The organism is Sphingomonas sp. PP-F2F-G114-C0414 (assembly GCF_003688595.1).
Taxonomy (GTDB): Bacteria; Pseudomonadota; Alphaproteobacteria; order Sphingomonadales; family Sphingomonadaceae; genus Sphingomonas.
On the sequence record NZ_RCWT01000015.1, the window covers coordinates 137,881 to 160,206 of the forward strand.

General features: G+C 66.2%; 16 protein-coding genes. 12 read left to right on the plus strand and 4 right to left on the minus strand.

The window, feature by feature from the left end; all coding sequences use genetic code 11:
- Positions 1-177: 177 nt before the first annotated feature.
- The gene (locus C8J47_RS17650) at positions 178-969 is read left to right on the plus strand and encodes an SDR family oxidoreductase (protein ID WP_121886767.1); all 792 of its coding nucleotides are present in this window, start codon (positions 178-180) and stop codon (positions 967-969) included.
- Entirely contained in the window at positions 962-2,866 is a 1,905-nt protein-coding gene (locus C8J47_RS17655) for a glycoside hydrolase family 15 protein (protein ID WP_121886768.1), read from the plus strand. Before C8J47_RS17650 ends, C8J47_RS17655 begins: the two co-directional genes overlap by 8 nt.
- A 96-nt stretch (positions 2,867-2,962) precedes the next feature.
- Here the strand turns inward: C8J47_RS17655 and C8J47_RS17660 are convergent, their stop codons facing one another.
- On the minus strand, positions 2,963-4,066 hold the full coding sequence (locus C8J47_RS17660) for an NADH:flavin oxidoreductase/NADH oxidase (protein WP_121886769.1): 1,104 nt from the start codon (positions 4,064-4,066) through the stop codon (positions 2,963-2,965).
- A gap of 169 nt (positions 4,067-4,235) precedes the next feature.
- Between C8J47_RS17660 and glgX the strand changes: the two genes are divergently transcribed.
- The 4 genes from glgX to treY are packed head-to-tail and all read left to right on the plus strand — an operon-like array spanning position 4,236 to position 12,452.
- Complete coding sequence (gene glgX, locus C8J47_RS17665; RefSeq protein ID WP_121886770.1) at positions 4,236-6,335, plus strand: glycogen debranching protein GlgX; 2,100 nt, start codon at positions 4,236-4,238, stop codon at positions 6,333-6,335.
- Entirely contained in the window at positions 6,332-8,041 is a 1,710-nt protein-coding gene (treZ, locus tag C8J47_RS17670) for a malto-oligosyltrehalose trehalohydrolase (RefSeq protein WP_121886771.1), read from the plus strand. Before glgX ends, treZ begins: the two co-directional genes overlap by 4 nt.
- On the plus strand, positions 8,038-10,014 hold the full coding sequence (gene malQ, locus C8J47_RS17675; RefSeq protein WP_121886772.1) for a 4-alpha-glucanotransferase: 1,977 nt from the start codon (positions 8,038-8,040) through the stop codon (positions 10,012-10,014). The genes treZ and malQ overlap by 4 nt, the downstream gene beginning before the upstream one ends.
- A complete protein-coding gene (gene treY / locus C8J47_RS17680; protein ID WP_121886773.1) occupies positions 10,011-12,452 on the plus strand; it encodes a malto-oligosyltrehalose synthase in 2,442 nt (813 codons plus the stop codon). Before malQ ends, treY begins: the two co-directional genes overlap by 4 nt.
- A gap of 62 nt (positions 12,453-12,514) precedes the next feature.
- On the opposite strand, the gene C8J47_RS17685 is transcribed toward treY, so the two are convergent.
- On the minus strand, positions 12,515-14,680 hold the full coding sequence (locus tag C8J47_RS17685) for a TonB-dependent receptor (protein ID WP_121886774.1): 2,166 nt from the start codon (positions 14,678-14,680) through the stop codon (positions 12,515-12,517).
- A gap of 283 nt (positions 14,681-14,963) precedes the next feature.
- On the minus strand, positions 14,964-15,791 hold the full coding sequence (locus tag C8J47_RS17690) for an N-formylglutamate amidohydrolase (protein WP_121886775.1): 828 nt from the start codon (positions 15,789-15,791) through the stop codon (positions 14,964-14,966).
- A gap of 16 nt (positions 15,792-15,807) precedes the next feature.
- On the opposite strand from C8J47_RS17690, the gene C8J47_RS17695 reads away from it, so the two are divergent.
- From C8J47_RS17695 to C8J47_RS17705, 3 genes are all read left to right on the plus strand, one after another.
- The gene (locus C8J47_RS17695) at positions 15,808-16,725 is read left to right on the plus strand and encodes a transglutaminase family protein (protein ID WP_121886776.1); all 918 of its coding nucleotides are present in this window, start codon (positions 15,808-15,810) and stop codon (positions 16,723-16,725) included.
- A 26-nt stretch (positions 16,726-16,751) separates the two neighbouring features.
- Entirely contained in the window at positions 16,752-17,567 is an 816-nt protein-coding gene (locus C8J47_RS17700; RefSeq protein ID WP_121886777.1) for a transglutaminase family protein, read from the plus strand.
- Between the two features lie 81 nt (positions 17,568-17,648).
- Complete coding sequence (locus tag C8J47_RS17705) at positions 17,649-17,993, plus strand: hypothetical protein (RefSeq protein WP_404969294.1); 345 nt, start codon at positions 17,649-17,651, stop codon at positions 17,991-17,993.
- Positions 17,994-17,996: 3 nt separating this feature from the next.
- Here the strand turns inward: C8J47_RS17705 and C8J47_RS17710 are convergent, their stop codons facing one another.
- Positions 17,997-18,725, minus strand: coding sequence for a Crp/Fnr family transcriptional regulator (locus C8J47_RS17710; protein ID WP_162237258.1), 729 nt, complete (start codon positions 18,723-18,725; stop codon positions 17,997-17,999).
- A gap of 165 nt (positions 18,726-18,890) precedes the next feature.
- Here C8J47_RS17710 and C8J47_RS17715 point away from each other — a divergent pair, with 165 nt between their 5' ends.
- From C8J47_RS17715 to C8J47_RS17725, 3 genes are all read left to right on the plus strand, one after another.
- Entirely contained in the window at positions 18,891-20,057 is a 1,167-nt protein-coding gene (locus C8J47_RS17715; RefSeq protein ID WP_121886778.1) for an isovaleryl-CoA dehydrogenase, read from the plus strand.
- 148 nt (positions 20,058-20,205) lie between these two features.
- Entirely contained in the window at positions 20,206-21,807 is a 1,602-nt protein-coding gene (locus tag C8J47_RS17720) for a carboxyl transferase domain-containing protein (protein WP_121886779.1), read from the plus strand.
- A gap of 4 nt (positions 21,808-21,811) precedes the next feature.
- Positions 21,812-22,294, plus strand: a complete 483-nt coding sequence (locus C8J47_RS17725; protein ID WP_121886780.1) for a DUF4440 domain-containing protein — start codon at positions 21,812-21,814, stop codon at positions 22,292-22,294.
- The last annotated feature ends 32 nt before the right edge of the window (positions 22,295-22,326 follow it).

A 22,326-nucleotide genomic window follows, 5' to 3' on the forward strand; every position in this document is an offset into this window, starting at 1 on the left:
AACGAAAGTCTTGGTCACACCCTGCCCCACCATTGCGTTTACGTCATAAAGCATGGCGATACGTTTGAGTTGCGTCCGTTTCAGCGCGATTGATCAGGATCAGGTAGATTGTCTGCGATTGGAAAGAGTTGCCACCCGGTGCGTTGGGCGAGGACTGTTTCCTACGAAAGATCCATCATGCACATCGACCTGACCGGCCAGGCCGCGATCATCACCGGCGCGAGCTCGGGACTGGGGCGCGCCGCCGCGATCGCCTTCGCCGCCGCCGGTGCGGCCGTCGCGGTCAACTACAACAGCAGCGAGGACAAGGCGCGCGAGGTCGTCGACCAGATCGTCCAGGCCGGCGGCAAGGCGTTCGCGTGCGCAGCGGACACGTCGGACGAGGCCGCGGTGATCCGGATGTTCGACGAGACCGTCGAGCGGTTCGGCGGGGTCGACATCGTCTTCGCCAATGCGGGCATGCAGAAGGACGCGGCCTATGCGGAGATGACGCTCGCCGATTGGAAGCAGGTCATCGACGTCAACCTGACCGGGCAGTTCCTGGTGACGCGCGAGGCCGTACGCCGGTTTCGCCAACAGGGCGACCGCGGCGTCAGCCGGGCGATCGGCAAGATCCTCTTCATGAGTTCGGTCCACGAGGTCATTCCGTGGGCGGGTCACGCCAACTATGCCGCGTCGAAGGGGGGCAGCGGCATGCTGATGCGGACGCTCGCGCAGGAAGTGGCGGGCGACCGTATCCGCGTGAACGGCATCGCTCCCGGCGCGATCGCCACCGCGATCAACGCGGATGCGACGGCCGATCAGGACAAGCTGCTCGAACTGATCCCTTATGGTCGGGTCGGCGATCCCGACGATGTCGCACGCGCCGCGCTGTTCCTGGTGTCTGACGCTGCCGACTATATCGTCGGATCGACGCTCACGATCGACGGCGCGATGTCGCTGTACCCGGGCTTCCGCGACAATGGCTGATGCTGCCAGGCCGGTCACGGGCGGCCGCGCGTCGGACCGTAACGTGTCCGGCACGCCAGAGGTCTCGCAGATCGCCGACCACGGCGCGATCGGCAATCTGGAGACGATCGCGCTCGTCGATACCGCGGGCACGATAGACTATCTGTGCTGGCCGTGTCTCGATAGTCCGCCGGTGTTCGCGCGCCTCCTCGATGCCGAAAAGGGGGGGCATTTCTCGATCGAGCCTGATCTCGATGGCGCCCGGGTCGTCCAGATGTACGTGCCGGAAACCAACATCCTGATGACCCGCTGGATGGGGACGCAGGCAAGCGTCGATCTCGTCGACCTGATGCCGGTCGGTGACAATCGGAACGAGGTCCCGCCGCGACTGGTTCGCCGGATCACGTGCACGCGGGGCCGCGCGACGGTCCGCATCCGCTGCGCACCGCGGTTCGATTACGGCGCAGTAGGCCGGGCCGCTTCGGTCACCGCGTCGTTCACCGTCGACGACGACGGGAGCGCGCCCGGCGTTTCACGCGGCCGGTTCGATCATGAAACCGGGCTCGCGCTGGCGTTGCATGGCAAGGGAACGCTCGTTGCCGATGGCCAAGACCTCGTCGCCGAGATCGAGCTTGGCGAAGACGAGACCGTGTCGCTGGTACTCAGCAACCCCGACGACGTGTCGCTGGGCGCGTCCGCGCTCGATGCGGTCGTCGAAAAAGATATCGGCTATTGGCGGAGCTGGAGCCGGCAATCGATGTACCGCGGCCGCTGGCGCGAGACGGTCGAGCGGTCGGCGATGCTGTTGAAGCTGCTGACGTCGCGCAAGCACGGCTCGATCGCGGCGGCGGCGACGTTCGGCCTGCCCGAGGCACCGGGCGGCGTCCGCAACTGGGATTATCGCGCGACGTGGATCCGCGATTCGTCGTTCACCGTCTATGCGCTGCTCCGGCTCGGCTATCAGGGCGAGGCGGTCGACTTCCTCCACTGGGCGATGGACCGCACGTCTGAGTGTACGGACGGCAGCATCGGCGTGATGTTCGCGCTCGACGGCGGCCCGGTGGCATCCGAACGCAAGCTCGAGCTCGGCGGCTTCGAAGGCGCCGGCCCGATCGTGGTCGGCAACGATGCCAATACCCAAGTCCAGCACGACATCTACGGTGCGCTGCTCGACGCCGTCTATCTGGGCAGCAAATATGGCGAGCCGCCCTCGCATGACAGCTGGCAGAACATCATCCGGGTCGTCGATCAGGTCTGCGAGACGTGGCAGACTCCCGATTCCGGGATCTGGGAGGTGCGCGGGCCGACCAAGCATTATCTGCATTCGCGACTGATGAGCTGGGTCGCGGTCGATCGCGCGGTGCGGCTGGCGCAGAAGCGTTCGCTGCCTGCGCCGCTGGTGCGCTGGGCGGAAACGCGCACCGCCATCCACGACGATATCTGGGCCAATTTCTGGGACGAGACGCTGGGGCGCTTCGTCCGCGCGACGGGAGATACGCCGGCGGACAGGGCGGTCGACGGCGCGTTGCTGATGATGCCGCTGGTCCGCTTCATCGGCCCGACCGATCCGAAATGGTTGGCGACGCTCGATGCGATCGGCGCGGATCTGTCAGACGACGGGCAGGTCTATCGCTACAAGATCGACGACGGGCTGCCGGGGCAGGAGGGGACCTTCGTCGCCTGCTCGTTCTGGTATGTCGAATGCCTCGCACGTGCCGGCCGTCTCGACGAGGCGCGGTTCAATTTCGAAAAGCTGCTCGCGCACGGCAATCATCTCGGCCTGTTCGCCGAGGAGATCGCGCAGGACGGCACGTTCCTCGGCAATTTCCCGCAAGGGTTCAGCCACCTCGCGCTGATCAGCGCCGCCTTCTATCTCGATCGGGCTCTCGACGATGGCGGGCCCCGCGCCTGGGGTTGAGCGCTGTGCTTCGCCGACAGTAATCCAGCAGATGCAGTAGGTTGGCGCCGTTCCCTCAGTTTGACCGGGAACGGCGCCGCTGGACGGTCTGTTCGCTTACCCCTCGAACAGATCCTTATACTGCCGAGGCTGCGACCGCAGATACTGCTTCGGCGCCTTTACCTTACCACCAAGATGCGCCGCCGCGTGCCAAGGCCAGCGCGGATCGTACAAGATCGTCCGAGCCAGCGCGATCATGTCCGCATCGCCCGTCCCGATAATCGCCTCGGCCTGCTCGAAATCGGTGATCAGCCCAACCGCGACGACCGGGATCGACACCGCCTGCTTCACCGCCCGCGCGAGCGGCACCTGATAGCTCGGCCCGACCGGGATCTGCTGCGCCGGCGTGATCCCACCGCTCGATACGTGGATCGCGCTGCACCCACGAGCCTCCAGAGCCTTCGCAAACGCCACCGTCTGCTCCGAATCCCAACCGCCCTCGGCCCAGTCTGTCCCCGATACGCGCATCGTCACCGCGCGCTCGGCCGGGAACGCAGCCCGGACCGCATCATACACCTCGAGCGGGAACCGCATCCGGTTCTCGAGACTGCCGCCATACTCGTCCTCACGTCGGTTCGACAGCGGTGACAGGAACTCGTGCAGCAGATACCCATGCGCCGCATGCAACTGCACCGCGTCGATCCCGAGCCGCGCCGCGCGCACCGTCGCCGCCACGAATGCATCGCGCACCCGTGCCAGCCCCTCAGCGTCCAGTGCGACCGGAGCATTCTCTTCGGGCAGGAACGGCACTGTCGAGGGCCCCTCGGTCTGCCACCCGTTCGGCTCGCCCGGCGCGATCTGCAGCCCACCCTCCCAAGGCACCTCGCACGACGCCTTGCGTCCGGCATGCGACAGCTGGATCGCGATCGGCATGTCGGACCAGCGCCGCACGCTCTCGATCACGTGCGCCATCGCCGCCTCGGTCGCGTCGTCGTAAAGTCCGACATCGCCATGCGTGATCCGCCCCTCGGGCAGCACCGCGCTCGCCTCGATCGTCAGCAACGCCGCCCCCGACAGCGCGAGCTGCCCCAGATGGATCTGATGCCAGTCGTTCATGCAGCCGTTTGTCGCCGAATACTGGCACATCGGCGCGATCACGATCCGGTTGGCGAGCGTCAGGTTGCCGACCTTGAGCGGCTCGAACAGTTTTGGCCCGCTCATGCGGCGATCGATCGGATGGTGGAAGGCATGCGCATGTCCCTTGATCTGTGAGAAGGTGCGGCGAAAACTCGCTGCTGCTTGCGGAACATAGGAACGGGCGGGCGGGTTTCACGGCAAGGAATGCTGCACCGCGATAAAGTTGGTCCGGCGACACGAAAAGGGTCTCGCATTGCATCTACTGCCCGACACGCTCGACGCCGGCTCGGCCTATCCCCTCGGCGCGACCTTCGACGGCCTCGGCGTCAACTTCGCGGTCTATTCCGCCAATGCCGAGAAGATCGAACTCTGCGTCTACGACGAGACCGGCCGCCGCGAGCTAAAGCGCTACCCGCTGCCTGAATGGACCGACGAAGTCTGGCATGGCTACCTCCCCGACGCGCAGCCGGGCCTCGTCTACGGCTACCGCGCGCATGGGCGCTATGCCCCCGAAGAAGGCCACCGCTTCAACCCCAACAAGCTGCTGCTCGACCCGTACGCCAAGCAGATGATCGGCGAACTCCGCTGGACCGACGCAATGTACGGATACCAGGTGAAGTCGCCGCGCGCGGACCTGAGCTTCGACAAGCGCGACAGCGCGCTGACGATGCCCAAGGGCGTCGTGACCGACAGCCATTTCGACTGGTCGCGCGACGTTCGCCCGAACACGCCCTGGTCCGAGACGGTGATCTACGAGGCGCACACGAAGGGCCTGACCAAGCTGTTCGAGGAGGTCCAGCCCTCCGAGCGCGGCACCTTCGCAGCGCTGGGCAATCCCAAAGTCATCGATCACCTCAAGCGCCTCGGCGTCACCGCGATCGAGCTGCTGCCGATCCACACCTACATCCAGGACCGCTTTCTCCAGGAAAAGGGCCTGCGCAATTACTGGGGCTACAACACCCTCAACTTCTTCACGCCCGAGCGCTCGTTCTTCGCGACCGACAGCCACGACGAACTCCGTCGTTCGATCCGCCGCCTCCACGCGGCCGGGATCGAGGTGATCCTCGACGTCGTCTACAACCACACCTGCGAAGGTTCCGAGCAGGGCCCGACGCTCTCCTGGCGCGGTCTGGACAACGCGAGCTACTATCGCCTCGTCAAAGACGACCCGCGCTATTCGATCAACGACACCGGTACCGGCAACACGCTGAACCTCACCAAGGCCCGCGTGATCCAGATGGTTGCGGACTCGCTCCGCTACTGGGCGACCAGCTTCGGCATCGACGGCTTCCGCTTCGATCTCGGGCTGACGCTCGGCCGTACGGATACCGGCTTCGATCCCGGCGCAGGCTTCTTTGACGTGCTCCGCCAAGACCCGGTACTCGGCAGGCTGAAGCTCATCACCGAGCCCTGGGACATCGGCCCCGGCGGCTACCAGCTCGGCAACTTCCCCCCCGGTTTCGCCGAGTGGAACGACAAGTACCGCGACACCGTGCGGAAGTTCTGGCGCGGCGATCATGCGCAGCGCGCCGATCTCGCCGCGCGGCTGACCGGCTCGGCCGATCTGTTTGATCGCCGCGCGCGCCGACCCTGGGCAAGCGTCAATCTGCTCGGCGCGCATGACGGCTACACGCTCGCCGACACCGTCGCCTACGAAGAGCGCCACAACGAGGCGAACGGCGAGGACAACAACGACGGCCATTCGAACAACTGCTCGCGCAACTGGGGCGTCGAAGGCCCGACCGAGGACGCCGCGATCCTCGAGACCCGGGCGCGCGTGATGCGCTCGATGCTGACCACGCTGTTCGCCTCGCTCGGAACGCCGATGCTGGTCGCGGGCGACGAGTTCGGTCGCACGCAGAACGGCAACAACAACGCCTATTGCCAGGACAACGAGATCAGCTGGCTCGACTGGAACAAGGCGAAGTCCCCCGAGGGTGACGCGCTGATCGACTTCACGGCGCGCCTGATCGCGCTGCGCCGCGAATACGGCATGCTCCGCGCGGGCAACTTCCTCTACGGCGAGGATACGCCGGCCGAGGGGCTGAAGGACATCGAATGGTGGGACGAACGCGGCCTGCAATTGACCCCCGATGATTGGGAGAACACCAATGGCCGCGCGCTGGTGATGCGCCGCGCCTGCGAGCAGGAGTCGGGCGAGGTGCAGGTGATCTCGTTGCTGCTCAACGCTTCGGAAGGTCCGCTGACCTTCCACATGCCGCCGCCGGCGGAGGTCGAGCGTACCGTGCTGATCGACAGCAGCAAGCCCGAGCAGGGCACCACACCGATCAAGGACAGCTACGAACTTCCCCCACAGGCCGCGGCACTGCTCTCCTGGACGATCGCAGCGTGAGTAGCTGGGGAGCGACGCTTACCGGGGACGAAACGACGTTCCGCCTCTGGGCACCCGATCGCGACGCAGTGACGGTCGAGATCGCCGATGGCCCGTCGGTCCCCATGATCCCTGAACCGGAAGGCTGGTTCAGCGCCAAGGCGCCGGTTGGGGCCGGGAGCCTCTACCGGTTCCGTCTGACGGACGATCTCGCGGTTCCCGATCCGGCGTCGCACGCGCAGTCCGGCGGCGTCCATGGTTGGAGCGTCGTCGTCGATCCCGACGCCTACGCGTGGCGCACCCCGGACTGGCGCGGCCGACCGTGGGAAGAGATGGTCATCCAGGAGGTCCATGTCGGCACGCTTGGCGGCTTCGCAGGCGTCGCGGACCACCTCCCAGCGATCGCCGAACTCGGCATCACCGCGATCGAACTGATGCCCGTCAACGCGTTCGGCGGCACCCGCAACTGGGGCTATGACGGCGTGCTCCCCTACGCCCCCGCCGAAAGCTACGGCACCCCCGACGATCTGAAAGCGCTGGTCGACCGCGCCCACGGACTCGGCCTCGCCGTGTTCCTCGACGTCGTCTACAATCACTTCGGCCCCGACGGAAACTATCTCGGCGCGTATGCGAAGGGCTTCTTCCACCCCGACGTCGACACTCCTTGGGGCGGCGCGGTCGCGGTCGATCAGGAGCCGGTCCACCGCTATTTCGTCGACAACGCGCTGATGTGGCTGAACGAGTACAAGTTCGACGGCCTCCGCTTCGATGCGGTCCACGCGATCGCGAACGACGCGTTTCTAGACGCGATGGCCGCCGAACTCCGCGAGATAACCGCCGGCCGCCACATCCACCTCGTCCTCGAAAACGAAGGCAACGACGCGGACCGCCTCCACCCCGCCGCGTTCGATGCGCAGTGGAACGACGACTTCCACAACGTCCTCCACGTCCTGCTCACCGGCGAGACCAGCGCCTATTATGCCGACTTCGCCGACCGCCCCGCCGAACGCCTTGCGCGCTGCTTGGGCGAAGGCTTCATCTACCAGGGCGAAGGCTCGCCCAACCACGACGGCAAGCCGCGCGGCAAGCCTAGCGCGCACCTCTCGCCGACCGCGTTCGTCGCGTTCCTCCAGAACCACGACCAGATCGGCAACCGCGCGATGGGCGAACGCCTGACGCTGCTCGCCGACCGCCAGAAGCTTCGCGCCGCCACCGCGTTGCTCCTGCTCGGCCCGCAGATCCCGCTGATCTTCATCGGAGACGAGCACGGAAGCGAAAGCCCGTTCCTGTTCTTCACCGACTTCCACGACGATCTAGCCGACGCGGTGCGCGAAGGCCGGCGCAAGGAATTCGCCAAGTTCGCCGCCTTCGCCGACCCCGAAGCACGTAAGGCAATCCCCGACCCCAACGCGCACCAAACCTTCCTCCAATCGCGCGCGCATCCCGGCGCCGATGCGGCCGAGTGGCAGGACCTGTACCGCACCCTGCTCAAGATCCGCCACGAGCAGATCATCCCCCGCCTGCGCGACACGACCGCGACCGGCGCCGAGGCGATCGGCGAGGGGGCGGTCGTTGCGCGCTGGCGGATGGGTGACGGTGCAATCCTCACGATCGCGCTCAACCTCGGCGACGATGTCGTTGATTTTCCTGCGCTAGAGACCTCGCCGATCTTCGCCGATGGCGAACCCGGGGAGGCTGCTAGCGTCGCTGTATGGCTGGATCGATGAGCAGCCTCCGAAAACTCGCTGTCGCGGCCGGCCTGCAACCCGAGTGGCAGGACGCAGCGGATCGTCGCCAGACCGTCGCCGACGATGCGCTGCGGGCGATCCTGGAGTGCCTGGGCCATCCGTCCGGAAGCGAAAAGCAGATCGCCGAAAGCCTCGCCGCGATCGAAGCGCGAAACGCGCAGGGTGTTCGTTTCTTGTCCATCGATGTGGGAGACCCGATCCGGCTGGCATCAAAGCTATCAGGCGAAGCCGAACTTACGTTCGAGGATGGTACGACGCGCTCCGTCACAGTCGATGATGGGGAGTTAAGTCCGATAAGCAAGAGCGGCTACCACAAGCTTGAAATCAATGGCGAAGTCATCGACATTCTCGTCGCGCCACGCCGCTGTTACACGATCGCCGACGCGCTACCGGGTCGCAAACTCTGGGCGCCCGCCGTCCAGATCCCGAGCCTCCGCACCGACGTGCCGAAGGCGTTCGGTGACTTCGTTTCGCTAGCCGATGCCGCCCGAGCCTTCGGCCATTGCGGCGCCGATGCCCTCGCGATCAGCCCCACCCACGCGCTGTTCCCCGCCGACGCCAGCCGGTATAGCCCCTACGCACCCTCGAGCCGACAATTCCTCAACGGCCTGTACGGTGACCCGGTCGCATTCGGTACACAGTCCGACATCCGCGACTTTCCCGAACTGATCGATTGGCACGCCGCGATCCCGGAAAAGCTCGCGCAACTACGCAAGAGCTTCGACCAAACGCTTTCACAGATTGAAGAAACCCTGACAACGTTCAGGCGACAAGGTGGCGACGGCCTCGAACGCCATGCCGAGTTCGACGCCCTCCACGCGCACTTCTTCGCGACCACCGGTGCACGCGGCTGGCAGCAATGGCCGACCGAGTATCACGATCCTGCCAGCCCTACCGTCCGCCGCTTCGTCACGGAGCATGCGGACGACGTCACGTTCTACATCTTCCTCCAGTGGTTAGCGCGCCGCGACCTCGACGCCGCGCAGACGGCCGCCAAGGACGCCGGCATGGCGATCGGCCTCATCGCAGATCTCGCCGTCGGCATGGACCCCGGCGGCAGCCACGGCTGGAGCCGACGCAGCGACTTGCTCACCGGCCTCTCGATCGGCGCGCCGCCCGATCCGCTCGGCCCCGACGGACAAAGCTGGGGCATCACCGGGTTCGACCCACAAGCCCTGCGCGACACCGGCTTTGCCCCCTTCATCGCGACGATCCGTTCGGCGCTCGCACACGCCGGTGGCATCCGCATCGACCACGCGTTCGGCCTCCGCCGCCTCTGGGTCGTCCCCGAATGTGCGTCTGCCGCGGAGGGCGCATACCTCGACATGCCGTTCGAAGACTTGATGCGGATCGTCGCGATGGAATCGCAGCGTGCCGAGGCGATCGTGATCGGCGAAGACCTCGGTACCGTACCCGACGGGTTCCGCGAGGCGATGGACGCCCGTGCCATGCTCGGCATGCGCGTCCTCTGGTTCGAGCGCGACGCGGACGGCTTCGTCCCCCCCGCCAGATGGTCGACCGACGCGGTAGCGATGACCGGTACGCACGACCTTGCCACCGTCGCTGGCTGGTGGAGCGGCCGCGATATCGACTGGACGTGGAACCTCGGACGCAAGTCCGACGCTGCCGACAAACCCACGGACCTCGCCGCCCGCGCCGAGGACCGCGTCGCGCTCTGGTCTGCATTCCACACCGGCACCGAACAGCCAACCCCCGAAGACACCGATCCGGTCGTCGACGCCGCCGTTGCCCATGTCGCCAGCACGCCCTGCGCGCTCGCCATCATCCCGATCGAAGACCTCGCCGGGCAGGTCGAGCAACCCAACCTCCCCGGCACGATCGACGAACACCCCAACTGGCGCCGCCGCATGCCCGACACGACCGAGGCGCTGCTGGCTCGCCCCGACGTCGCCGCCCGCATCGACACGCTCAACGCCACGAGATCCGCATGACCGCCCTCACCACGCCCCGCGCAACCTACCGCATCCAGTTCCACAAGGACTTCACCTTCGCCGATGCCGAATCGCTGGTGCCGTATCTCGACGAGCTCGGGATCAGCCACCTCTACGCCTCGCCGATCACCACCGCGCGAAGCGGGTCCACGCACGGCTACGACGTGGTCGATCCGACCCGCATCAACCCCGAACTTGGCGGCGAAGACGCGTTCCGAAGCTTGGTTGCCGCCCTCCGCGCGCGCGACATGGGTGTCATCATCGACATCGTCCCCAACCACATGGGCGTCGCCGGTGGTGAGAACGGGTGGTGGAATAACGTTCTAACACACGGTAAAGACAGTGAATTTACACGCTACTTCGACATCGACTGGCGCGAAAAGCTCGTCCTCCCGATCCTCGGCGATCCGCTCGCCGAAACACTGGCCAACGGCGCGCTGAAGGTCGAGCAACTCGGCAACCGCTACGTTCTCGAAGCATACGGCGAACACCGCATGCCCCTCCGCGACGAGGACCAGACGACCGCAGCGACGGACGACATCGCCGCGCTGATCGACCGCCAGCATTACCGCCTGGCGTCATGGCGCGTCGCGAACGACGAACTCAACTGGCGGCGGTTCTTCACGATCAACGACCTCGCCGGCCTGCGCGCCGAAGACGCCGTCGTGTTCGAGGCGACGCACGCACTGTATTTGCGCCTCTACGCCGAGGGCCTGATCGACGGCGTCCGCGTCGATCACGTCGACGGCCTGACCGACCCGGCCGGCTATTGCCAGCAACTCCGGGCGCGCCTCGACGCGAGCGAACGTCCCGCCGATGCGCCGGCTGGGCCTGCCTACATTGTCATCGAGAAGATCCTCGCCGACGGCGAACCGCTCAGCACCGACTGGGGCGTCGACGGCACCAGCGGGTACGACTTCATGGAGCAGGTCACCGCCTTGCTCCACGCGCCCGCCGGGGCAGAACCACTCGCCGAACTCTGGGCCGACATAAGCGGGCGATCCGCCGACTTCGCGCCCGAGGAACTGCGCGCGCGGCAGGAACTGCTCGCCTGGCAGTTCGACGCGCAGCACCGACGGTGCGTCGAGGCGTTCGCCGCGCTCGCCCGCACGGCCGTCGAGTGTGATGGTCTGACAACGGGCATGCTGCACCGCGCGATCGAGCGGTTGCTCTGGGTCTTCCCGGTCTACCGCACCTACGGCACGGGCGATGCCGCACCGGCAGCAGACATCGAGATTCGCGACACCGTCCGCGAGCGCGTCGCCGCGTTCGTCCCCCCCGGTGAAGACGTCGTCGACGACCAAATCCTGTCCTGGCTGGCAGGCGAGGGGCCCGGCGACCCCGCACTCGCAGCCGACGCCGTGCGGCAGTTCCAGCAACTCTCCGCGCCGATCGCCGCCAAGGCGGTCGAGGATACCGCCTTCTACCGCTACGGTCGCCTGCTGTCGCGTAACGACGTCGGTTTCGACGCCGCGCGGATGTCGCTCGATATCGATGCGTTCCACGCCGCGATGATCGAGCGGGCGCGGGACTGGCCGTCAGCGATGCTCGCGACCGCGACGCACGACCACAAGCGCGGCGAGGACGTCCGCGCGCGGCTCGCGGTGCTCAGCGAGATACCCGATCTCTGGCGCACGTGTGCGGAGCATTGGCTCGAACTGGCTGCCCCGCACGCGGAAGGCGTCGATCCCGCCGACACCTATATGCTGCTCCAGACGCTGTTCGGCGCATGGCCGACGAACCTTCACGCGTCGAACGCCGAGGCCCTTTCGGAGTATGCAGAGCGGATCGTCGCGTGGCAGGAAAAGGCGTTGCGCGAGGCCAAGCTTCGTTCGTCCTGGGAGGCACCGGACGATGCGTACGAAACTCGTTGCCATGACCTCGCGCGGGCGTTGCTCGATCCCGCACGATCTCACGCGTTCCTCGAGGACATCGTTGCGTTCGTAGGCCGGATCGCGCTGGCCGCGGCCGCGAACAGCCTTGCGCAGGTTGCGCTGCGCTACGCCGTGCCCGGCGTCCCCGACCTGTATCAGGGCACCGAAATGGCCGATCTGAGCCTGGTCGACCCCGACAATCGCCGTCCGGTCGACTATGCGCGCCTTTGCGATCGGTCGGCCGCGAAGACTCCGGCGAAGATGGCGTTGATCAAGCGGCTTCTCGCGCTGCGCCGAGAGCATGCCGACGTGTTCTCGGAAGGCGCTTACGAGCCTGTGGCCTTGACCGGCGTTCGCGCGGATCGGGCCATAGCGTTCCGGCGGGTAGGCAAGGAGGCAAGTCTGCGCTGCGTCGTCCCGTTGCGCTGCGCCGAGCGTCATCTGGAAGGGATCGACGGGCGCGATTGGTGGGGCGACACCGCGCTCGCATCCGGCGAACTGCTCGCTGATCTGCTCGGCGAACACGCGCTATCGGTCGAGATGCTGTCTTTGCAGCAGCGTTAGCGCCGATCGCGAGACTGGGAGGTTGGGATCGAGCGAGTGACGCCAACCTCCCTTGACCGCGCTTAGAGCCCGAAGCGGAGCGTCGCGCGGAAATCGCGGCCGGCGAGCGGGGCGAAGTCCTTGAGGAAGCTCGTCGCGCGGCGTGCGTTCACGTCGAACAGGTTGTTCGCGCTCAGCAACAGGGTCGTCTTCGACTCCTTGCCGAACGGGCTGAGGCCGATCGACGCGTTGACCATCGTGTACGCGTTGGTCTTCGTCTCGAACGCGGCGATGCGGTTCTGGTCGAACACGTGCTCGACCTCGACGCGGCCGTTGATCCGGTCGCCCTGCGCTTCGATACCGCCCAGCACGCGCATCGGCGGGATGCGTGGGACCGCGCCCTGGTCGACGATGTTCGCGTGGACGTAGTCGCCCAGCACGTCGGCGTTGACCGCATAACCGCCGATCTGCGCGACCTTCACCGACGCGTCCGCCTCGAACCCGTAATAGCGGGCATCGGCCTGCTGGTATTGGAAGCAGGGCAGGTCGACGACGCGGCCCGACGGATCGGCCGCCGTCTGGCAGACCGAGGATGCCACTTGGTTCTCCGAGATATAGTTCGAGAACCAGTTGTAATAGGCCGACGCGTCGAAGCTGAAGCCGTCGCCATGCGCGTGCAGCGTGCCTTCTAGGCCCCACGACTTCTCCAACCGGAAGTTCGGATTGCCCAGTTCGTACGCCTGCGTCCCGGCATGCGCGCCGTTCGCGAACAGCTCTTCGGCCGATGGCGCACGCTCGGTCCGCGAGCCGTTCAGGCCGACGCGGATGGTGTCGGTCAGCGCGTAGGAGGCACCGAGCGAACCCGAAACCGAATGATAGCTCTGGCTGCCACGGAAGAAGCGCAGATCGTCCTCGGGCGTGCGCGCAGCGAGATCGGTGATCTCGTAGCGTACGCCGCCCTCGGCGCGGAACTTGCCGGCCTCATATTGTTGCAGCGTGAAGAGGCCGGTCTGGTTGGTCTCGTTCTTCGGCAGGAAGGCTTCGTCGCCGACCACGTTGAAGATGCGGTTGTAGAACTGCACGCCAGACGCGCCCTGCCAGCCGCCGCGGTTTGCCTGAACGACTTCGAGGCGTCCTTCGAGGCCCTTGTTGTAGAAGGCGGTGCCGACGGAGTTGTCTTCCTCGAGCTCGAAATGACGGTAGCTCGCCTGACCGGCGCGGATGCGGATCTTGCTCAGCACGTCACCGCCGGTATCGATCTCGCCGCGCAGGTCGACGCGGTTCTGGACGACGTCGAGCCGCGGGGCTTCCTGTTCCTGGCCGGGTTGTGTCGCGTAGCGGATCGGCACGCCGTACAGGCTGTCGTAATGGCTGTACGAGATGCCGAGATTGCCGGTGTCGGTGATGATCGAGGCGCCAGCACCCGCGGTCCAGGTTTCGGCCTGCGTGTTGGGCAGCTTGCCCTTCAACCGCGCCGATGCGGCATAGTCGATGGACTCGGCGTCGTTCGGATCAACGGGTGTGGTGGCCGCCGTCGCCTGCGCCTGCGCGCGCGCGTCGCGCGACAGGATGTAGCCGCCGGTGCGCAGGTCGCCTGACTTGAGGTACGAGCCATCGGCGTGGAGCACGAGATGCGAGCCGACCGCGACGTCGCCGGCCATCCCGCCGGAGCGCTCGTTGGCGGCCGAGCCGTAATTGGCGATGCCGTTCACGCGGTAGCCGTTCTCGGGCACGGTGCGCGGGATGCGCGTGTCGATGACGTTGACGACGCCGCCGACCGCCGACGTGCCGTACAGCAGCGCGCTGGGGCCGCGGAGGATCTCGATGCGCTCGGCGAGCAGCGGGTCGATGATGACCGCGTGATCGACCGAGGTGTTCGAGACGTCGATCGAGCCGATCCCGTCGGTCAGTACGCGGATCCGGTCACCCTGGAAGCCACGCAGGATCGGCCGCGAGGCGCTCGGGCCGAACGAAGAGGCCGACACGCCGGGCTGACGCGCGAGCGTCTCGCCGATCGACGGGCGCAGCTGGCGCGTGAGTTCCTGGCCGGTGAGGACGGTGGTGCCCTGCAACACGTCGCGCTCGCTGGTCTGGATCGGCGCGGTGACGATGATGTCGCGCTGGTTGGTCGATCCGACCGATGCCGGGGCGGGGGCTGGCGTCGCAGGATCCGCGGCGGTCGTCTGCGCATGCGCTTGTGCGGCTAGGAGGGCGGCCAGGGCGGTGGCGCCGAACAGCATCGTCTTCATTAAATTTCCCCGTGTCGTCCCTGAATGAACCGACGATTAAAACTATATGATACATCATATCAAGTTTGAATTGGGTGAGGCGGGCACATCGGTGACTGGCTGTTACCGCAATGCAACACGGACCGGCCGTGAAAGTGGGATAGCGCTCGCCCTGACGTCATGCTGATGAATGTCAGGATTCAGAACTGAGCATTGGATCTCGCGTGACCCTGGGTCCTGACTTTCGTCAGGATGACGGGGTGGGGGCGTTCCTCCCCCCCTTTTTAGATCGTCGCTGGTTCGTTCAGCGAACGCCAGTCACACCTGCAGGATGTCGAGTCCCCGCACTCGCATCGGCCGCGACCGGCAGCAACCGCGCCAGCCGATCCGCCCATGCCGCGCAGCCGTCGGTCGAGCCGAGCAGGTCCTGCCGGATCTCGATCTCCGCATAAGGCCGTCGCGCCGGATAGGCGTGGCGCGGGATGGTGTAGTCGATCAGGTCCATCCGGTACGGCTCGTTGTCGCCCACGATCAGGTCGGGCTCGGTCCGCAACACATCGAGCAGCGCGTGTGCGAACCCCGTGTCGCCACCGTCGTGGAGGATACCGATCTGCCAGGGTCGTTCCTGGTCGCGCAAAGCACCGCGCATCGCGGGCGTGAAGCTGTGGAGCGCCACGAGGATGGTCCGCATCCCCGCCGCATCGCGCCGCGCCAACTCGGCCGCGATCGCCGCCTGATACGGCGCATGGATCTCCGCCAGCCGAGCCGCCCGGTCCGCGTCGCGCAGGCCGGCATTGCCCGGAACGACCGTCGCGTCGCTGATGTCCGCGATCAGGTCGGGCTGGGTCTCGTTGCGGTTGCAGTCGATCACCAGCCGCGAATAGGTCTGGCGGACGAACACCGCGTCGAGCTTTTCCGCCAACATCGCGCCCAGTTCGCCGATGCCGATATCCCAGCCGATATGCCGCGCCAGATCAACATCGTTCAGGCCCAGCGCGTTCAACCGCTTCGGCACCGCATTTCCGGCGTGATCGCCGATCAACAGGAACGATGACGCACCTTTGGGGTTGACCACCATGACCGGTGCGGCATCTTCGGTCCCAAGCAGCGTTTGGCTGGCAGTGCTGTTCATGCGACGTGGATCCTCGATGCCATCTCTAACGCTCTCTCATGTAACCAAATACTCGTATCGCCAACCGGTTGCGTTCGGTGAGCACCGGATCATGGTCCGACCGCGCGAAAGCTACGACCAGCACCTGATCGATGCCACGCTGACGATCAGCCCCGAGCCCTCCGACATCCGCTGGCTGCACGACGTGTTCGGCAATTCGGTCGCGATCGCCACCTTCGCCAAGCGCGCGAAGAACCTCGTGATCGACAGCACGGTTCGCCTCGACCACAGCCCGGCGGAGCTGCAGCGGGTCGATATCGAACGCTATGCCCGGCAGTATCCGTTTACCTATTCGTCCGAGGAAATGCCCGATTTGCTGCGCTCGATCGAGCGCCAGCATCATGACCCGCAACGCCAGATCGACAGCTGGGCGCGGCGTTTCGTCGGCACCGGCGGGAAGACCGATACGCTGGCGATGCTGTCGGAAATGACTGCCGCGATCAAACGCGAATTCACCTATGTCCAGCGCCCCGAGAAGGGCACGCAGTCGCCGATCGAGACGCTCACCACGCGCAAGGGCACGTGTCGCGACTATGCGATGCTGATGATCGAGGCGGTCCGCGCGCTCGGTTTCGCGGCGCGGTTCGTGTCGGGCTATGTCTACAACCCTACACGTCGGGAGCATCGCACCGGCGGCGGCAACACGCATGCCTGGGTGCGCGTGTACCTGCCCGGCTCGGGCTGGGTCGAGTTCGATCCGACCAACGGCATCGTCGGCAATCGCGGCCTCGTCCGCGTCGCGATTGCGCGCGACATCTATCAGGCGGTGCCGGTCTCGGGGACCTGGAGCGGCTTTCCCGGCAGCTTCCTCGACATGAGCGTGTCGGTCGACATCACCGTCGACGAGGACGCGGAGGTCGCGCGTCACCAGCATCCATCATCGCAATCCGCATGACACCAGGGCATCCAAGGGGGACATCGATGCTGATCAGGGCCGGCTACGACATTCGTTTCGAGACCGATGTGGCGACGCCGATGATGGCGATGCTGAGCCTGCATCCGTCGCGCAACAAGGATCTGGTGACGCCGCACCGGCTCGCGGCCGATCCTGACGTGCCAACCTATGATTATCTCGATGCGTTCGGCAACGTCTGCTCGCGCTTCACCGTCCCCAAGGGCGGCTTGACGCTGTCGTGCGACTTCACGATCGAGGATAGCGGCCTGCCGGACCCCGTCTCCCCCGACGCGGTCCAGCACGCGGTCGAGGATCTGCCCGACGAGGTCCTCATCTACCTGCTCGGCAGCCGCTATTGCGAGACCGACCGGCTGTCTGAGACCGCGTGGTCGCTGTTCGGCCACGTTCCGGCGGGCTGGCAACGGGTCCAGGCGATCGTCGACTTCGCGCACGAGCATGTCGAGTTCGGCTATCACTTCGCCCGCCCGACCAAGACCGCGTGGGACGTCTATCAGGAGCGTCAGGGCGTGTGCCGCGACTTCGCGCACCTAGCGATCACGCTGTGCCGCTGCATGAACATCCCCGCCCGCTATTGCACTGGCTATCTCGGCGATATCGGTATCCCGCCGGTCGATGCACCGATGGATTTCTCCGCGTGGTTCGACGTGTATCTCGGTGGCACCTGGCACACGCTCGACGCGCGCCACAACCGTCCGCGGATCGGCCGCATCCTGATGGCGCGGGGCAGGGACGCCACCGATACCGCGCTCACCACCAGCTTCGGCCCGGCGCGTCTGGTCGGCTTCGATGTCCACACCGACGAGATCGAAGCGGCGGGCTAAACCGGCGCTTGCGGTAAGTTAGGCCTTGTCGCGAGCGCCGCGTTCGGCCTAACGGCTCCGATCCCCCAAACTTATGCTGCGATGCACAACATGACCTCGACGCCAGACTCATCCTCGCCCGCCAACGCGAACGCCCTGCTGCTGCAGGCGATCGCGCTGCGCCAGTGCATCACCGCGACGTATAACCGGATGGTCTGCACGCTCGCCCCGCACATTCTCTACACCAAGCATGACGACGTGTTCGTCGATGCGATCACGCTCGAGCGCGACGGCCAGCCGCCCAAGGAGATCAAGCTCGGCACGTTCAAGCTGGCCGGGTTGAAGGATATCGAGGTCATCGATCGCCCGTTCGTTCCGGACGCGATCTTCAATCCCGGCGACATCAAGTACGACCGCGTCACGTTGTTCGTGGTCGATCGCACCTGAATTTCACGCGGCGGCGGGCAACCACGCCGTCTCGATCTCGCCATAGCGGTCGACGAACCCGGTCGCCGCGACGAGCGCTTTCTCGTCGACGATCTTGACCCGGCGCCCGGTCCGCTCGATCACGCCGGACTTCTCCAACGCGCGGATCGTCCGGTTGACGTGGACCTTGGTCAGCCCGAGCGCATCGCCGATATCGGTTTGCGTCAACGGCAGGTCGAACGAGTCGACGATCCCGCCCGCGGTCACCCGCAGTCGCGCCATGATATCGAGCAGCAACGTCGACAGCCGCTCGCTCGCCCCCATGCGGCCGATCGTCGTCAGCCGGTCGCTCATCGCGACGTTCTCGGCGGCGGCGATCGCGTAGAGCAGCCCGGCGATCCGCGGTTGCGCGCGGAACAGCTGGCCAAGGGCATTCTTCGGCATCTCGATCACGATACAGTCGGAGATCGCGGTCAGCGTCGCCGCCGCCTGCGACCACGCCATGCTCGATGTCCCGATCAGGTCGCCCGCATAATGGAACCGCAGGATCTGCCGTCCGCCGGTGATCAGCTTGGTCGACGAATGCAGCCAGCCCTGACGCACGACGTAAAGCGCATGGCTTTCACCACCCTCCGCCATCAGCACGTCGCCCGCTTTCAGGCGTCGCTCGCCCTTTTCCGCCTGCAGGATCGCGTCCCGCTCCGCCTCGGTCAGGTCGAGATGTCGACCCAGCCGCGCGATCAAACCGCTCAATTGCATCTTCGTGCCTTACGTCCACGCCCCATGAGGAAATATCGTTCGCACGAACATCGCCCAGCGGGAAGGGGGGATGACCGTTTCACCGCCGGTTTCGCGCGAGGAAACGCTGTGCTAGTCGCCGCGCAACAGCCTCGGCAAGCGAGGCGACACGGAGATGGCATGCTGAACGATTTCGATTTCGCGCTGGGCGAATCTGCGGACATGATCCGCGAGTCCACGCAGCGGTTCGCCGCGGACAAGATCGCGCCACTGGCGGCGAAGATCGATGCCGACGACTGGTTCCCGCGCGAACTCTGGCCGGCGATGGGCGAACTCGGTCTCCACGGCATTACCGTCGAGGAGGAATATGGCGGGCTCGGCCTGGGCTATCTCGAACACGTCGTCGCGGTCGAGGAAGTCTCGCGCGCGTCCGCCTCGATCGGGCTCAGCTACGGCGCGCATTCGAACCTGTGCGTCAACCAGATCCGCCGCTGGGGCAATCCCGAGCAGAAGGCCAAGTACCTGCCCAAGCTCGTGTCGGGCGAGCATGTCGGCAGCCTCGCCATGTCCGAGGCCGGCGCGGGCTCCGACGTTGTCTCGATGAAGCTCAAGGCGGTCAAGACCGACGCGGGGTACGTCCTCAACGGCACGAAATTCTGGATCACCAACGCGACTTACGCCGATACGCTCGTAGTCTATGCGAAGACCGGCGAAGGCTCGCGCGGGATCACCGCGTTCCTGATCGAGAAGGGCATGCCGGGCTTCTCGATCGGTCAGAAGATCGACAAGATGGGTATGCGCGGGTCGCCAACGGCGGAACTCGTGTTCAGCGATTGCGTGGTCCCGGCCGAGAACGTCATGGGCCCCGAGAATGGCGGCGTCGGCGTCTTGATGTCGGGCCTCGACTATGAGCGCGCGGTGTTGGCAGGAATCCAGCTCGGCATCATGCAGGCGTGCCTCGACGTCGTGATACCGTATGTGCGCGAGCGGAAGCAGTTCGGGACGCCGATCGGCCAGTTCCAGCTGATCCAGGCAAAGGTCGCCGACATGTACGTCGCGCTCAGCTCGGCACGTGCGTATGTCTATGCGGTCGCCAAGTCGTGCGATGCGGGCAAGACGACCCGGTTCGACGCGGCGGGCGCGATCCTGCTGGCGAGCGAGAGCGCGGTGAAGGTGTCGCTCGAGTCGATCCAGGCGCTCGGCGGGGCAGGGTATACCAAGGACTGGCCGGTCGAGCGGTTCATGCGCGACGCGAAGTTGCTCGACATCGGCGCGGGGACGAACGAGATTCGCCGGATGCTGATCGGCAGAGAACTGATCGGCGCTGCTCCCAAGGTGGCACAGTAATGGCCACCGCAAATCCTCCCCGGCACGGGGAGGGGGACCGCGTAGCGGTGGAAGGGGCTCACCCCGCACGCAACGCCGGCGGAAGCCCCCCTCCACCCTTCGTCCAAGCGGACGAACGGTCCCCCTCCCCGTGCCGGGGAGGATTTGCATGACCGCGCCCGTCCTGACCTCCGCGCTGTCCCCCGACAGCGAAACCTTCCGCGCCAACGCGACCCATAACCGCGCGCTCGCCGAAACCCTCCGCGATGACGTTGCCCGCACCGCGCTAGGCGGCAACGCCAAGTCCCGCGAGCGCCACACGTCGCGCGGCAAGCTCCTCCCACGCGACCGCGTCGAACGCCTGCTCGACCCCGGTTCGCCGTTCCTCGAGATCGGCCAGCTCGTCGCCAACGGCCTCTACGACGACGAAGTCCCCGGCGCCGGCGTGATCACCGGAATCGGCCGCGTTTCCGGTCGCCAGTGCATGATCCTGTGCAACGACGCGACCGTGAAGGGCGGCACTTACTTCCCGCTGACCGTCAAGAAACACCTGCGAGCCCAGGAAATCGCGCGGGAAAACCGGCTGCCCTGCGTCTACCTCGTCGACAGCGGCGGCGCGAACCTGCCGCATCAGGCGGAGGTCTTCCCCGACCGCGATCATTTCGGTCGCATCTTCTTCAACCAAGCCAACATGTCCGCGCTCGGCATCCCTCAGATCGCCTGCGTCATGGGCAGCTGCACCGCGGGCGGCGCGTACGTGCCCGCGATGTCCGACGAGACGATCATCGTCCGCGGGCAGGGGACGATCTTCCTCGCCGGCCCACCCCTCGTAAAGGCCGCGACCGGCGAGGTCATCTCGGCGGAGGAACTGGGTGGTGCCGACACGCATGGCCGCCGCTCGGGCGTGGTCGATCACGTCGCCGAGAACGACGAACACGCGCTGACGATCGTCCGCGACATCGTCTCGACGCTGCAACCGCAGGCGCAGACCACGGTGAACCTCCAGCAGCCCAAGCCGCCGAAGTTTGCCCCCGAAGAGTTGTACGGCATCGTCCCCAGCGACGTCCGCGCGCCCTACGACGTCCACGAGGTCGTCGCGCGCCTCGTCGACGGCAGCGAGTTCCACGAATTCAAGGCGCTCTACGGCACCTCGCTCGTCTGCGGGTTCGCGCATATCTGGGGCATCCCGGTCGCGATCCTCGCCAACAACGGCGTGCTGTTCAGCGAAAGCGCTCAGAAGGGCGCGCACTTCATCGAACTCGCCTGCCAGCGCAGAATCCCGTTGCTGTTCCTCCAGAACATCTCCGGCTTCATGGTCGGCGGCAAGTACGAGGCGGAGGGCATCGCGAAACACGGCGCCAAGCTCGTTACCGCTGTTGCCACCGCGACCGTCCCGAAGATCACGGTATTGATCGGCGGCAGCTTCGGCGCGGGCAATTACGGCATGTGCGGCCGCGCCTATTCGCCCCGCTTCCTGTTCACCTGGCCCAACAGCCGGATCAGCGTGATGGGCGGCGAGCAGGCAGCCTCCGTCCTCGCCACCGTCCACCGCGACGCGGACAGCTGGACGCCCGAACAGGCCGAAGCCTTCAAGGCGCCCGTCCGCCAGAAATACGAGGACGAGGGCAACCCTTGGTACGCCACCGCGCGCCTCTGGGACGACGGCATCATCGATCCCGCCCAAACGCGGGACGTGCTCGGCTTGGCCTTCGCCGCGACGCTCAACGCTCCCATCCCCGAACGCCCCGCGTTCGGCGTGTTCCGGATGTAACCCGATGATCCTGCTGTCACTTCTTCTCGCCGCCGGACAAATTACCCCGGTCCAGCCGATCGTCAAGGGCACCGGCCTGCCGCCCGCGGCAATGACCGAAGAGGCGGGCGTGATGGTCCCGATCGACGCGCTCTTCGCCGCGCTCGCCGCCCGCGACGGGCAGGCGATCCTCGCCCAGGTCCGCGCCGACGGCGGCGCCACCGTCGCCGAGGAAAAGCCCGACGGCACGCGCACCGTCCGCCGCATGGCCTGGCCAGCGTTCGCCGCCATGATCAAGCCCGGCCCTGAACGCTACGCCGAACGGCTGACCGATCCCGCGGTCGACATCGACGGCGATATCGCGATGGTCTGGTCGCCCTATGTCTTCACGATCGACGGCAAGGTCGCGCACTGCGGCACCGACCATTTCGACATGGTTCGCGACGCTGGCCGCTGGAAGATTGCCAACATCACCTGGTCCTCGCGGACCACCGGCTGCGCGAACTGAGATGCTCTGTCCTACATCGCCCGCATCGGCTT

Coding starts and splice junctions, on each gene's coding strand:
- C8J47_RS17650 (WP_121886767.1), top strand. CDS start 178: ATGCACATCGACCTGACCGGCCAGGCCGCGATCATCACCGGCGCGAGC.
- C8J47_RS17655 (WP_121886768.1), top strand. CDS start 962: ATGGCTGATGCTGCCAGGCCGGTCACGGGCGGCCGCGCGTCGGACCGT.
- C8J47_RS17660 (WP_121886769.1), bottom strand. CDS start 4,066: ATGAGCGGGCCAAAACTGTTCGAGCCGCTCAAGGTCGGCAACCTGACG.
- malQ (WP_121886772.1), top strand. CDS start 8,038: ATGAGCAGCCTCCGAAAACTCGCTGTCGCGGCCGGCCTGCAACCCGAG.
- treY (WP_121886773.1), top strand. CDS start 10,011: ATGACCGCCCTCACCACGCCCCGCGCAACCTACCGCATCCAGTTCCAC.
- C8J47_RS17685 (WP_121886774.1), bottom strand. CDS start 14,680: ATGAAGACGATGCTGTTCGGCGCCACCGCCCTGGCCGCCCTCCTAGCC.
- C8J47_RS17690 (WP_121886775.1), bottom strand. CDS start 15,791: ATGAACAGCACTGCCAGCCAAACGCTGCTTGGGACCGAAGATGCCGCA.
- C8J47_RS17695 (WP_121886776.1), top strand. CDS start 15,808: ATGCCATCTCTAACGCTCTCTCATGTAACCAAATACTCGTATCGCCAA.
- C8J47_RS17700 (WP_121886777.1), top strand. CDS start 16,752: ATGCTGATCAGGGCCGGCTACGACATTCGTTTCGAGACCGATGTGGCG.
- C8J47_RS17705 (WP_404969294.1), top strand. CDS start 17,649: ATGCACAACATGACCTCGACGCCAGACTCATCCTCGCCCGCCAACGCG.
- C8J47_RS17715 (WP_121886778.1), top strand. CDS start 18,891: ATGCTGAACGATTTCGATTTCGCGCTGGGCGAATCTGCGGACATGATC.
- C8J47_RS17720 (WP_121886779.1), top strand. CDS start 20,206: ATGACCGCGCCCGTCCTGACCTCCGCGCTGTCCCCCGACAGCGAAACC.
- C8J47_RS17725 (WP_121886780.1), top strand. CDS start 21,812: ATGATCCTGCTGTCACTTCTTCTCGCCGCCGGACAAATTACCCCGGTC.